At 59.9% G+C, this 12,302-nt stretch carries 10 protein-coding genes; all 10 read right to left on the bottom strand.

Going from position 1 to position 12,302, the window contains the following annotated elements:
* Positions 1-2: 2 nt before the first annotated feature.
* The 10 genes from nuoM to nuoC all read right to left on the bottom strand — a co-directional run bounded on the left by nuoM (position 3) and on the right by nuoC (position 12,296).
* Positions 3-1,535: an NADH-quinone oxidoreductase subunit M gene (nuoM, locus tag NTD86_RS17710; protein WP_262204092.1), complete on the bottom strand. Its 1,533-nt coding sequence runs from the start codon at positions 1,533-1,535 to the stop codon at positions 3-5.
* Positions 1,536-1,573: 38 nt separating this feature from the next.
* Positions 1,574-3,427, bottom strand: coding sequence for an NADH-quinone oxidoreductase subunit L (gene nuoL / locus NTD86_RS17705; RefSeq protein WP_262204091.1), 1,854 nt, complete (start codon positions 3,425-3,427; stop codon positions 1,574-1,576).
* Positions 3,424-3,732 carry an NADH-quinone oxidoreductase subunit NuoK gene (gene nuoK / locus NTD86_RS17700; RefSeq protein ID WP_003446970.1) on the bottom strand — a complete coding sequence of 103 codons (309 nt, stop codon included), beginning with the start codon at positions 3,730-3,732 and terminating at the stop codon, positions 3,424-3,426. The genes nuoL and nuoK overlap by 4 nt, the downstream gene beginning before the upstream one ends.
* Position 3,733: 1 nt before the next feature.
* Positions 3,734-4,237, bottom strand: coding sequence for an NADH-quinone oxidoreductase subunit J (gene nuoJ / locus NTD86_RS17695; protein WP_262204090.1), 504 nt, complete (start codon positions 4,235-4,237; stop codon positions 3,734-3,736).
* Positions 4,238-4,246: 9 nt separating this feature from the next.
* Positions 4,247-4,795 (bottom strand): NADH-quinone oxidoreductase subunit NuoI, encoded by a 549-nt coding sequence (gene nuoI, locus NTD86_RS17690; protein ID WP_262204088.1) that lies wholly within the window; start codon positions 4,793-4,795, stop codon positions 4,247-4,249.
* Between the two features lie 12 nt (positions 4,796-4,807).
* Positions 4,808-5,815, bottom strand: coding sequence for an NADH-quinone oxidoreductase subunit NuoH (nuoH, locus tag NTD86_RS17685; RefSeq protein ID WP_262204086.1), 1,008 nt, complete (start codon positions 5,813-5,815; stop codon positions 4,808-4,810).
* A complete protein-coding gene (gene nuoG / locus NTD86_RS17680) occupies positions 5,812-8,526 on the bottom strand; it encodes an NADH-quinone oxidoreductase subunit NuoG (protein WP_262204085.1) in 2,715 nt (904 codons plus the stop codon). The genes nuoH and nuoG overlap by 4 nt, the downstream gene beginning before the upstream one ends.
* A gap of 133 nt (positions 8,527-8,659) precedes the next feature.
* Positions 8,660-10,015 (bottom strand): NADH-quinone oxidoreductase subunit NuoF, encoded by a 1,356-nt coding sequence (gene nuoF / locus NTD86_RS17675; RefSeq protein WP_262204084.1) that lies wholly within the window; start codon positions 10,013-10,015, stop codon positions 8,660-8,662.
* Complete coding sequence (gene nuoE, locus NTD86_RS17670) at positions 10,012-10,509, bottom strand: NADH-quinone oxidoreductase subunit NuoE (protein WP_055104976.1); 498 nt, start codon at positions 10,507-10,509, stop codon at positions 10,012-10,014. Before nuoE ends, nuoF begins: the two co-directional genes overlap by 4 nt.
* Before the next feature lie 2 nt (positions 10,510-10,511).
* Positions 10,512-12,296, bottom strand: coding sequence for an NADH-quinone oxidoreductase subunit C/D (nuoC, locus tag NTD86_RS17665; protein ID WP_262204081.1), 1,785 nt, complete (start codon positions 12,294-12,296; stop codon positions 10,512-10,514).
* Positions 12,297-12,302 lie beyond the last annotated feature (6 nt).

Here is a 12,302-nt window from a genome sequence, read left to right as displayed (position 1 = left end):
TCTTACCGGGCCGAAGCGAGTTGAGTGAAGGCGGTGCCGAGCCATTGCTGCACGCCATGCATGGTCGCAGCAGAGGTATCGAGGAACGGTTGTGGGTACACGCCGATCAACACCAGCAGTACCGCCAGACCGAGCACCATGATCAGTTCACGAGCATCCATGCCGGCCAGAACGGCGTCCGACTTGGAAGGGCCGAAGTAGGCCCGGTGAATCATGATCAGCGAGTAAACCGAACCAAACACCAGACCGGTTGTTGCAATTGCCGTGACCCAAGGGAAGCTGGCGAACGAGCCCATCAGAATCAGGAACTCACCGACGAAGTTACCGGTGCCCGGCAGGCCCAGCGACGCGGCGGCGAAGAACAGGCTGATAGCTGGCAGGTAAGCGATCTTGGACCACAAGCCACCCATTTCACGCATGTCACGGGTGTGCAGGCGCTCGTACAGCTGACCGCTGAGGATAAACAGCGCCGCGGCCGACAGACCGTGTGCCAGCATCTGAATCACTGCACCTTGCAGCGCCAGCAGGCTGCCGGAGTAGATACCGATCAGCACGAAGCCCATGTGGGAAACGCTGGAGAAAGCGATCAGACGTTTGATGTCGGTTTGTGCGAAGGCCAGGAAAGCACCGTAGAAAATCCCGATCAGACCCAGGGTCATGGCGATCGGCGCAAACTCGGCCGAGGCATTCGGGAACAGCGGCAGGGCGAAACGCAGCAGACCATAAGCAGCGGTCTTCAACAGGATACCGGCCAGATCGACGGAACCTGCGGTCGGTGCCTGGGCGTGAGCGTCAGGCAACCAGGAGTGGAACGGTACAACCGGCAGTTTCACGGCAAATGCAATGAAGAAGCCGAGCATCAGGATGTACTCGGTGGTGAGTGACATCTTGGTTTTCAGCAGCTCGGCGTAGCTGAAGGTCAGCACACCGGTTTCGTTGTAGTTGACCAGTACCAGACCGAGGATCGCCACCAGCATGATCAGGCCGGACGCCTGAGTGAAGATGAAGAACTTGGTCGCGGCGTAGATACGGGTTTTCTTGCCGTCGGAGGAGCTGTGACCCCAGAGCGCGATGAGGAAGTACATCGGCACCAGCATCATTTCCCAGAAGAAGAAGAACATGAACAGGTCGATGGCGAGGAACACGCCAACCACACCGCCCAGGATCCACATCAGGTTCAGGTGGAAGAAGCCCACGTGACGCTGAATCTCTTTCCAGGAACACAGAACCGACAACACGCCCAGCAGGCCGGTCAGCAGGATCATCAGCAGCGACAGGCCATCCAGCGCCAGGTGCACGCTGATGCCGAAGCGCTCGATCCAGGTGTGCTGGAACTCAAGCGCCCACGCCGGGGCAGCGCCCGGGTTCGGCGCCAGGTGGTAGTCCCCGTGCGCCCACAGCCATAGGCCGAGGGCAAGTTCGAGGGACATGGTCAGCAACGCAATCCAGCGTGGCAGGGTAGGGCCGAAGCGCTCACCCAGCCAGCACAGCAGGCCGCCGATAAAGGGGATCAGGATTAGCCAAGGCAGAATCATGACGGGCTCAATTCCTTTCGCAATGTCGAAGGTTCATATCAGACCGCTACCAGTACGATGGCGCCCATGACCAGTACAGCACCGGCGGCCATGGAAGCAGCGTACCAACGCAGTTGACCGGTTTCGCTGCGGCTCAGGGCGTTATGCCCGGCCTTGGCCATCTGCGGGATCAAACCAATGGTCTGGTCCAGCGGATCTTTGCGCAGCAAGCGGCAGATCAACAGGTACGGTTTGACGAACAGTTTGTCGTACAACCAATCGAAGCCCCAGGCGGCGAACCACCAGGCCGAGAGGAAGCGACCGATGCCGCTGTTGGCAACAGCGGTGACGAAACGACGCTTGCCCAGGTACAGCAGAGCAGCCAGCAGGATACCGGCCAGGGCGATGGCACCCGAGGCGATTTCCAGGCTGTGCTTGGCTTCGCCGCCTGCATGGCCAACGCTTTGTGGCAGCACGCCCGCCAGTGGCGGTGTGATCAGGGCGCCGATGAAGGTCGACAGTACGATCAGGATGCTCAGCGGCAGCCAGTAGGTTACGCCGTGGCCTGCATGAGCTTCAGTCTTGGCTTCACCGTGGAAGGTGATGAAGATCAGGCGGAAGGTGTACAGCGAGGTCATGAACGCACCCACCAGACCGGCATACAGCAGACCGCTGTGACCGCTGGCGAAGGCTTCCCAAAGAATTTCGTCCTTGGAGTAGAAGCCGGCTGTCAGCAGTGGCAAGGCCGACAAGGCCGCCCCGCCGACGATAAAGCTTGCATAAGCCAATGGCAGTTTTTTCCACAGGCCGCCCATCTTGAAGATGTTCTGCTCGTGGTGGCAGGCAACAATCACCGCACCCGAAGCAAGGAACAGCAGGGCCTTGAAGAAGGCGTGGGTCATCAGGTGGAAAATCGCGCCGTCCCAGGCACCTACACCCAGCGCCAGGAACATGTAGCCGATCTGGCTCATGGTCGAGTAGGCGAGGATACGTTTGATGTCGGTTTGAACCAGCGCAGCGAAACCTGCCAGCACCAGTGTCACACCGCCGACGATACCGACCAGGTGCAGCACTTCAGGTGCCAGAGTGAACAGACCGTGGGTACGGGCAATCAGGTAAACACCTGCGGTCACCATGGTGGCCGCGTGGATCAGTGCCGATACCGGGGTAGGGCCGGCCATCGCGTCTGCCAACCAGGTTTGCAGCGGCAGTTGCGCCGATTTACCCACCGCACCACCCAGCAGCATCAGGGTCGCCAGAACGATCCAGAAGTCACCGGCCTGGAATTTCTGCGGTGCCAGTACCAGCAGTTCCTGAATGTTCAGCGTGCCCAGTTGCTGGAACAGGATGAACAGGCCGATGGCCAGGAACACGTCACCGATACGGGTCACGATAAAGGCTTTGAGTGCCGCGTCACCGTTGTTGCGGTTGCTGTAGTAGAAACCGATCAACAGGTAAGAGCACAGGCCCACGCCTTCCCAACCGAAGTACACGAACAGCAGGTTATCGGCCAGGATCAGGAACAGCATGCTGGCGATAAACAGGTTGGTGTAGGAGAAGAAGCGCGAGTAGCCGTCTTCACCGCGCATGTACCAGGAGGCAAACACGTGGATCAGGAAGCCCACACCGACGACCACGCCGAGCATGGTCACCGACAAGCCGTCTAGGTAGAGGGTGAAGGAAGGCTTGAACTCGCCTACCGACATCCACTGCCACAGCACTTGGGTGTAGTGACCGCCTTCAGGCGGCGCGACGTTGAATTGCCAGATCACATACGCGGCCACGAGGGCCGATAGGCCCACCGAGCCAACGCCGATCAGTGCCGAGAGGTTTTCGCTGAAGCGTCCACGGGAGAACGACAGCAGCAAAAAGCCGATCAGGGGGAATACGAAAGTCAGAAAGAGAAGGTTCATCCGCGCATCTCACTGGCAGCATCGATATCAAGCGTGTGGAAGCGGCGATACAGTTGAAGCAGGATCGCCAGGCCAATACTGGCCTCGGCAGCTGCCAGGGTGATCACCAGGATGAACATCACTTGCCCATCCGGTTGCGCCCAACGTGCACCGGCAACAATGAACGCCAGTGCAGCGGCGTTCATCATGATTTCCAGACTCATCAATACGAAGAGAATGTTACGGCGAACCATCAGTCCAACCAGACCGAGGCAGAACAGTACACCTGCTACCGCAAGGCCGTGTTCCAAAGGTATTCCAGGCATCTTATTGCTCCTTCGCCTCGTTGCGGCCCAAATGGAACGCCGTCACAGCTGCAGCAAGCAGCAGCATCGAGGCGAGTTCGACCACCAGCAGATACGGGCCGAACAGGCTGATGCCTACGGCTTTTGCATCAATGGTGGTTTGACCGATAGCCGCGCCGCTCTGGTGAGCGAACAGCACGTACAGCAGCTCTGCCAGTAACAGCGCCGACAGAATGCTCGGGCCAACCCAGATGCCGGGCTTGAGCCAGTGGCGTTCTTGCGTCACCGAGGCCGGGCCCTGGTTGAGCATCATCACCACAAACACAAACAGCACCATGATGGCGCCAGCGTAGGCGATCACTTCCAGGACACCGGCAAACGGTGCCCCCAGGCTGAAGAAGGTCATCGCTACGGCAATCAGCGAAATAATCAGGTAGAGCAGGGCGTGCACGGGGTTGGTGTTGGTGATCACGCGTAGCGTGGACACGACAGCGACACCCGATGCGAAATAGAAAGCGAATTCCATCGTTCTTCCTTAAGGCAGCAAGCTCTTCACGTTGATCGGCTCGGCTTCGTTCTGGGCAGCGCCTTTCGGCTTGCCTTCCACGGCCATACCCGCAACACGATAGAAGTTGTAATCAGGGTTCTTGCCCGGGCCGGAGATCAGCAGATCTTCCTTCTCGTAAACCAGATCCTGACGTTTGAACTCGGCCATTTCGAAATCCGGCGTCAGCTGGATCGCGGTGGTCGGGCAGGCTTCCTCACACAGACCGCAGAAAATGCAGCGTGAGAAGTTGATGCGGAAAAACTCCGGATACCAACGGCCATCTTCGGTTTCGGCTTTTTGCAGCGAGATGCAGCCTACCGGGCACGCTACGGCGCACAGGTTACAGGCTACACAACGTTCTTCACCGTCCGGGTCGCGGGTCAGGACGATTCGGCCACGGTAACGCGGTGGCAGATAGACCGGTTCTTCCGGGTATTGCAGCGTGTCACGCTTGCGGAAGGCATGGCCAAAGACCATCACCAAGCTGCGAAGCTGGGTGTAGGTGCCATGCACGATTTCAGACAAATACTTGAACATGGGTCTCTATCCTCACTGAACCGCGACTGCAGGCGTGTTCATCAACACGATTGCAGCGGTTACCAGCAAATTGATCAGGGTCAGCGGCAGGCAGAACTTCCAGCTGAAGTCCATCACTTGGTCATACCGTGGACGCGGAATAGAAGCGCGCAGCAGGATGAAGATCATGATGAAAAACGCGGTCTTCAGGGCGAACCAGATAAACGGGATCTGCGGCAGGATGCCGAAAGGCCCGTGCCAGCCACCGAAGAACAAAGTCACCAGCAACGCCGAGATCAACACGATCCCGATGTACTCACCCACGAAGAACATGCCCCATTTCATGCCGGCGTATTCAATGTGGTAACCATCGGCCAGTTCCTGCTCCGCTTCTGGCTGGTCGAACGGGTGACGGTGAGTCACGGCGACACCAGCGATGAAGAAGGTCAGGAAACCGAAGATCTGCGGGATGATGAACCACAGGTTCTGCGCTTGGTATTCAACGATGTCGCGCATGTTGAACGAGCCAACCTGCACCACAATACCCATCAGCGACAGGCCCATGAACACTTCGTACGACACGGTCTGTGCCGAGGCACGCAAGCTGCCCAGCAGGGCGAACTTGTTGTTACTGGACCAGCCAGCGAACAACACCGCGTACACCGACAGACCGGCCATGGCGAAGAAGAACAGGATACCGATGTTCAGATCCGCCACGCCCCAGGTCGGGGTGATCGGGATAATCGCAAAGGCGATCAGCAAGGCACTCATGGCCACAACCGGCGCCAGGGTGAAGATCATCTTGTCGGCGAATGGAGGTGTCCAGTCTTCCTTGAAGAACATCTTGACCATGTCGGCGGCAATCTGGAACGCGCCGAACGGGCCGACGCGGTTCGGACCGTAACGGTCTTGCCAGAGGGCGAGCAAACGACGCTCGACCCAGCTCAACAGTGCGCCGCACACCACAACGGCGAGCAGGATCACGATGGCCTGCACCACCGTGATGATCACGTCGATCACTTCAGGCGTAAACCAGCTCATTGGGCTGCCTCCTGCAAACCGTCAACGGTAAGGCCAAAGATAGCGGGTGGAATGCCTGGCAAACCGGCCGGCAATGCCACCAGGCCTGCGCCCAGCTCTTCATTGATACGCAGTGGCAGACGCAAGGTCAGGCCCGCAACGTTCAAGCTCAGCAGTGCGCCATCATTGACGCCCAGACGATCGGCTTCGGACTTGGCCAGCGCAACGTAAGCGGCTGGAATGCGCTCTTGCACCGGCGCGGCTTTGGAAGAGTTCTCTTCGCTGCCCAGCAGGTGATAGAACGGCACCACTTGCCAGGTGCCACGTGCCGGGTTGAAAGCGCCCGGAATATTGGCAGACCAGCTCAGTGCATCGCCTTTGCTTTCGATCAGGCGGGTGCCTGGGTCGCCAGCACGGATGTGACCACCGACTTCGTCCTGGAACTTGTTCCACGCTTGGGGTGAGTTCCAGCCCGGAGACCAGGCGAACGGTACTTGTTTACGCGGCTCGACCGAGCCCGAGTAACCTTCCATCGAGAACGCGAACGCGGTGTCCGGGTCTTGAGGAATACGTGGCTCGTGCACGCTGATGTTGGCGCGCATGGCTGTGCGTCCGCTATAACGCAGCGGTTCACGGGCCAGTTTCAAGCCTTTGATACGGAACGCGGCAGACGGCGCAGCATCCACGATCTGAGCCAGTGCTGGCGTGCTGGCAGCAGTGGCTTGGGTCACGTGGTCGAGCAGGGTCCAGTCAACCGGCTTGTTCAGCAGGGTGCTGCGCAGGGCGTGCAACCAGCGCCAGCCTTCGTGGATCAGGATGCTCGAGTCCAGGTAGCGTGGCTCGTAGACCTGGAAGAAGCGCTGGGCGCGGCCTTCCTGGCTGACCAGAGTACCGTCGCCTTCGGCAAAGCTGGCGGCTGGCAGTACTAGATCAGCGCGGTCAGTGGTCGCGGTCTTCTGGTGGTCAGCAACGATGACCACTTTGGCAGCGTCCAGTGCAGCATTGACCTTGATCGCGTCCACGCGGGTGAACAGGTCGTTTTCCAGAACCACGATGGCGTCGGCTTTGCCGTCGATGACCGCTTGCAGCGCGGCATCCACCGAGTCACCGCCGAGCATGGCCAGACCGAGGCTGTTGGCCTCTGGCACCACCAGGCTGATGGAACCGGCTTTTTCACGCAAGTGCAGAGCCTTGGCGATGTTGCCGGCGGCTTCGATCAGGGCCTTGGAGCCCAGCGAAGTACCGGCCACGATCAGTGGGCGTTTGGCCGCGAGCAGGGCGTCAGCGATGCGCTGGGCCAGCTCAAGGGCTTCGGCATCCAGGCCAGAAACAGCTGGTGCGCTGGCGTCCAGGGCGTGAGCCACGGCGAAACCGATGCGCGCCAGGTCATCTGGAGCGGCGTGTACGCATTCTTCGGCAACGTCATCAAGCTTGGTTTCAGCCAGGCTTGCGATAAACAGCGGGTTCAGCGCGTGCTGACCGATGTTTTTGACTGCAGCGTCGAGCCAAGGCTGAACGCGCATGGCGTCGGCCATGTCTTCGGCTTTGCCCTTGACCGATTGACGCAGCGACAGCGCCATACGGGCGGCGGTCTGGGTCAGGTCTTCGCCAAGTACGAACACCGCATCGTGGTCTTCGATGTCGCGCAGGTTCGGCACTGGCAGCGGGCTGTCCTTGAGAACTTGCAGCACCAGGCGAATGCGCTCCAGCTCACTGGCTTCGATGCCGGAGTAGAAGTGCTCGGCGCCCACCAGCTCGAGCAGCGCGTAGTTGCTTTCGAGGCTGGCACGTGGCGAACCGATACCGACGATGTTGCGACCGCGCAGCAGTTCGGCGGCTTTATCCAGCGCCGCGTCGAGGCCCAGCTTGGTGCCGTCGGCCAGCAGCGGCTGACGTGGACGGTCGGTGCGGTTGACGTAGCCATAGCCGAAACGGCCGCGGTCACACAGGAAGTACTGGTTCACCGAACCGTTGAAACGGTTTTCGATGCGACGCAGCTCGCCATAACGCTCGCCCGGGCTGATGTTGCAGCCGCTGGAGCAACCGTGGCAGATGCTTGGTGCAAACTGCATGTCCCACTTACGGTTGTAGCGCTCGGAGTGAGTCTTGTCGGTGAATACACCAGTCGGGCAGACCTCGGTCAGGTTGCCGGAGAACTCGCTTTCAAGCACGCCGTCTTCAACGCGACCGAAATACACGTTGTCGTGCGCGCCGAAGACGCCCAGGTCGGTGCCACCGGCGTAGTCTTTGTAGTAGCGCACGCAGCGATAGCAGGCGATGCAGCGGTTCATCTCGTGAGCGATGAACGGGCCGAGTTCCTGGTTCTGGTGGGTACGCTTGGTGAAGCGATAACGGCGCTCGTTATGGCCGGTCATCACCGTCATGTCTTGCAGGTGGCAGTGACCGCCTTCCTCGCAGACCGGGCAGTCGTGCGGGTGGTTGGTCATCAGCCATTCGACGACGCTGGCGCGAAACACTTTCGCTTCTTCGTCTTCGATGGAAATCCAGCTTCCGTCACTGGCGGGTGTCATGCAGGACATGACGATTCGACCGCGGGTGTCGTTCTCGTCGGTGTACTGCTTGACTGCGCACTGGCGGCAGGCGCCAACACTGCCCAGGGCAGGGTGCCAGCAGAAATACGGAATATCGAGTCCTAGCGACAAACAGGCCTGTAACAGGTTGTCTGCCCCATCGACTTCGAGCTCTTTGCCGTCTACGTGGATAGTGGCCATGGTTCAAAGTTCTTCGTTGGCCCGGTGTCAGCGGGCGTGGCTAATGGAATCTTGTTATGCGTTCGAATCAACACAGCCTTTACGGCGTCATCGAACGATCAAAGGGCGGCACGGACCGCCCTCATGCAAAGCGTTACGCGCCGACTACGATCGGCCGTGCCAATGGCACGGCACCCGGTGTTGCCTGAGCAATACCGGCCTCGAACTCAGAGCGGAAATACTTGATCGCGCTGCCCAATGGCTCCACGGCGCCCGGTGCGTGTGCACAGAAGGTCTTGCCTGGGCCGAGGAAACCGACCAGACCCAGCAGGGTCTCGATATCGCCGGGCTTGCCTTCACCTTTCTCGATGGCCATCAGGAGCTTGACGCTCCATGGCAGGCCATCGCGGCAAGGTGTGCAGAAACCGCACGATTCACGGGCGAAGAACTGTTCCATGTTGCGCAGCAAGGACACCATGTTGACGCTGTCGTCGACCGCCATCGCCAAGCCTGTCCCCATACGGGTTCCGACTTTGCCGATGCCGCCGGCGTACATTTGTGCGTCCAGGTGCTCCGGCAGCAGGAAGCCAGTACCGGCGCCGCCTGGCTGCCAGCACTTGAGCTTGAAGCCGTCGCGCATGCCACCGGCGTAGTCTTCGAACAGCTCGCGTGCAGTCACGCCGAACGGCAGTTCCCACAGGCCGGGGTTCTTCACTTTGCCGGAGAAGCCCATCAGCTTGGTGCCGTGGTCTTCGCTGCCTTCGCGGGCGAGGGATTTGTACCAGTCAACGCCGTTGCCGATGATGGCCGGTACGTTGCACAGGGTTTCTACGTTGTTGACGCAAGTCGGCTTGCCCCACACACCCACAGCGGCCGGGAACGGCGGCTTGGAGCGCGGGTTGGCGCGACGGCCTTCGAGGGAGTTGATCAGTGCGGTTTCTTCACCGCAGATGTAACGCCCGGCGCCGGTGTGCACGAACAGTTCGAAATCAAAGCCGGAACCCAGGATATTTTTGCCCAGCAGGCCTGCTGCCTTGGCTTCTTCGACCGCACGGTTAAGGTGCTTGGCGGCAGTGACGTATTCGCCGCGCAGGAAAATGTAGCCACGGTAGGTTTTCAGGGCACGAGCACTGATCAGCATGCCTTCGATCAGGAGATGGGGCAGTTGCTCCATCAGCATGCGGTCTTTCCAGGTGTTGGGTTCCATTTCATCGGCGTTACACAGCAGGTAACGGATGTTCAGGGACTCGTCCTTGGGCATCAGGCCCCACTTCACGCCGGTGGGGAAGCCCGCACCGCCACGGCCTTTGAGGCCCGCGTCTTTCACGGTCTGGACGATATCGTCCTGGGCCATGTCAGCGAACGCCTTGCGAGCAGCCGCGTAGCCGTTTTTGGCCTGGTACTCTTCGAGCCACACCGGCTCGGCGTCATCACGCAGGCGCCAGGTCAGCGGGTGGGTTTCTGCCGTACGCGCGATGCGGTTGGCAGGGCCGAAAGAAGTCAGGGTCATGGGTAGCCCTCCAGCAACGTAGCGACGCCAGCAGGCTGCACGTCACCGAATGTGTCGTCGTCGATCATCAACGCCGGCGCCTTGTCGCAGTTGCCCAGGCAGCACACTGGCAGCAGCGTGAAGCGGCCATCAGCAGTGGTCTGGCCCAGGCCGATGCCCAGTTTGCTCTGGATTTCGCTGACCACCGACTCGTGGCCACCGATGTAGCAGACCATGCTGTCGCAGACGCGAATGATGTGACGGCCAACCGGCTGACGGAATATCTGGCTGTAGAACGTGGCCACGCCTTCAACGTCGCTGGCCGGGATGCCCAGCAGTTCGCCGATGGCGTATACCGCGCCATCCGGCACCCAGCCGCGTTCCTTCTGAACGATCTTCAGGGCTTCGATCGACGCTGCGCGTGGATCTTCGTAGTGATGCATCTCGTGCTCGATGGCCGAGCGCTCGGTTTCGCTCAGGGCGAAACGGTCTGTCTGGATAAGCGTGCTGTTCATGCTTAGCGGTCCACGTCGGCCATAACGAAATCGATACTCCCCAGGTACGCAATCAAGTCCGCGACCATTTCACCTTTGATCACCGAAGGGATCTGCTGCAAATGGGCGAAGCTTGGAGTACGAATCCGGGTGCGGTAGCTCATGGTGCCGCCGTCGCTCGTCAGGTAGTAACTGTTGATGCCCTTGGTCGCTTCGATCATCTGGAAAGACTCGTTGGCCGGCATGACCGGGCCCCACGAAACTTGCAGGAAGTGCGTGATCAAGGTCTCGATGTGCTGCAGCGTGCGCTCTTTAGGCGGCGGCGTGGTCAGCGGGTGATCCGCCTTGTACGGGCCGGCTGGCATGTTGCGCATGCACTGCTCGATGATGCGCAGGCTCTGACGCATTTCTTCGACGCGCACGATGCAGCGGTCGTAGGCATCGCCATTGGCCGCCAGCGGGACTTCGAACTCGAAGTTCTCGTAGCCCGAGTATGGGCGCGCTTTACGCAGGTCGAAGTCGCAGCCGGTGGAGCGCAGGCCAGCACCGGTAACGCCCCATTCCAGGGCTTCTTTGGTGTTGTACTGGGCGACGCCGATGGTACGACCACGCAGGATGCTGTTGTCCAGGGCAGCTTTTTGGTATTCGTCCAGACGCTTTGGCATCCACTCGACGAATTCCTTGACCAGACGCTCCCAGCCATTTGGCAGGTCGTGGGCAACGCCGCCGATGCGGTACCAGGCCGGGTGCAGACGGAAACCGGTGATGGCTTCGATCACTTTATAGGCGCGCTGACGGTCGGTGAAGGTGAAGAACACCGGAGTCATGGCGCCCACGTCCTGGATGTAGGTCCCCAGGAACAGCAGGTGGCTGGTGATACGGAAGAACTCGGCCATCATGATGCGGATGGTGTCGACCCGATCCGGTACCTTGATGCCGGCGAGTTTCTCGACCGACAGCACGTACGGCAGGTTGTTCATCACGCCGCCGAGGTAGTCGATACGGTCGGTGTACGGGATGAAGCTGTGCCAGGACTGGCGCTCGGCCATTTTCTCGGCACCGCGGTGGTGGTAGCCGATGTCCGGCACGCAGTCGACGATCTCTTCGCCGTCCAGTTGCAGGATGATACGGAAAGCACCGTGAGCAGAAGGGTGGTTCGGGCCCAGGTTGAGGAACATGTAGTCCTCGTTTTCACCCGAACGCTTCATGCCCCAGTCTTCAGGGCGGAAGCGTGCGGCTTCTTCTTCCAGCTGAACCTTGGCCAATGTCAGGCTGTACGGATCGAATTCAGTGGCGCGCGCCGGGAAGTCCTTGCGCAGCGGGTGACCTTCCCACGTTGGCGGCATCATGATGCGCGACAGGTGCGGATGGCCTTTGAAGTCGATACCGAACATGTCCCAGACTTCACGTTCGTACCAGCTGGCGTTCGGCCAGATACCGGTAACGGTCGGCAGGCTCAGATCGCTTTCGGACAGGGCCACCTTGATCATCACGTCGCTGTTACGCTCAAGTGACATCAAGTGGTAGAAGACTGTGAAGTCGGCACCGGAGGGCAGGCCCTGACGCTTGGTACGCAGACGTTCGTCCACACCATGCAGGTCATAGAGCATGACGTACGGTTTTGACACGTTGCGCAGGAAGGTGAGGACTTCAACCAGTTTTGCGCGGGAAACCCAAAGCACCGGCATGCCGGTGCGTGTGGCTTGGGCGGTGAACGCCTCAGGGCCAAAACGGGTGTTGAGTTCGACAACCACATCTTGGTCGTCAGCCTTATAAGGCGGGATGTACAGAGCGGAGCCTGTAGTCATGGTTTT

It is taken from the genome of Pseudomonas sp. 7P_10.2_Bac1, assembly GCF_025465935.1.
Lineage (GTDB): Bacteria > Pseudomonadota > Gammaproteobacteria > Pseudomonadales > Pseudomonadaceae > Aquipseudomonas.
The sequence above is the reverse complement of the archived record's forward strand: the minus strand, read 5'-3'. Positions and strand labels throughout refer to the sequence as shown.

What these genes read in the sequence shown, in the direction of transcription:
- nuoH (WP_262204086.1), bottom strand. Translation starts at nt 5,815, where the DNA reads ATGAGCTGGTTTACGCCTGAAGTGATCGACGTGATCATCACGGTGGTG.
- nuoL (WP_262204091.1), bottom strand. Translation starts at nt 3,427, where the DNA reads ATGAACCTTCTCTTTCTGACTTTCGTATTCCCCCTGATCGGCTTTTTG.
- nuoM (WP_262204092.1), bottom strand. Translation starts at nt 1,535, where the DNA reads ATGATTCTGCCTTGGCTAATCCTGATCCCCTTTATCGGCGGCCTGCTG.
- nuoF (WP_262204084.1), bottom strand. Translation starts at nt 10,015, where the DNA reads ATGACCCTGACTTCTTTCGGCCCTGCCAACCGCATCGCGCGTACGGCA.
- nuoK (WP_003446970.1), bottom strand. Translation starts at nt 3,732, where the DNA reads ATGCCTGGAATACCTTTGGAACACGGCCTTGCGGTAGCAGGTGTACTG.
- nuoE (WP_055104976.1), bottom strand. Translation starts at nt 10,509, where the DNA reads ATGAACAGCACGCTTATCCAGACAGACCGTTTCGCCCTGAGCGAAACC.
- nuoI (WP_262204088.1), bottom strand. Translation starts at nt 4,795, where the DNA reads ATGTTCAAGTATTTGTCTGAAATCGTGCATGGCACCTACACCCAGCTT.
- nuoJ (WP_262204090.1), bottom strand. Translation starts at nt 4,237, where the DNA reads ATGGAATTCGCTTTCTATTTCGCATCGGGTGTCGCTGTCGTGTCCACG.
- nuoC (WP_262204081.1), bottom strand. Translation starts at nt 12,296, where the DNA reads ATGACTACAGGCTCCGCTCTGTACATCCCGCCTTATAAGGCTGACGAC.
- nuoG (WP_262204085.1), bottom strand. Translation starts at nt 8,526, where the DNA reads ATGGCCACTATCCACGTAGACGGCAAAGAGCTCGAAGTCGATGGGGCA.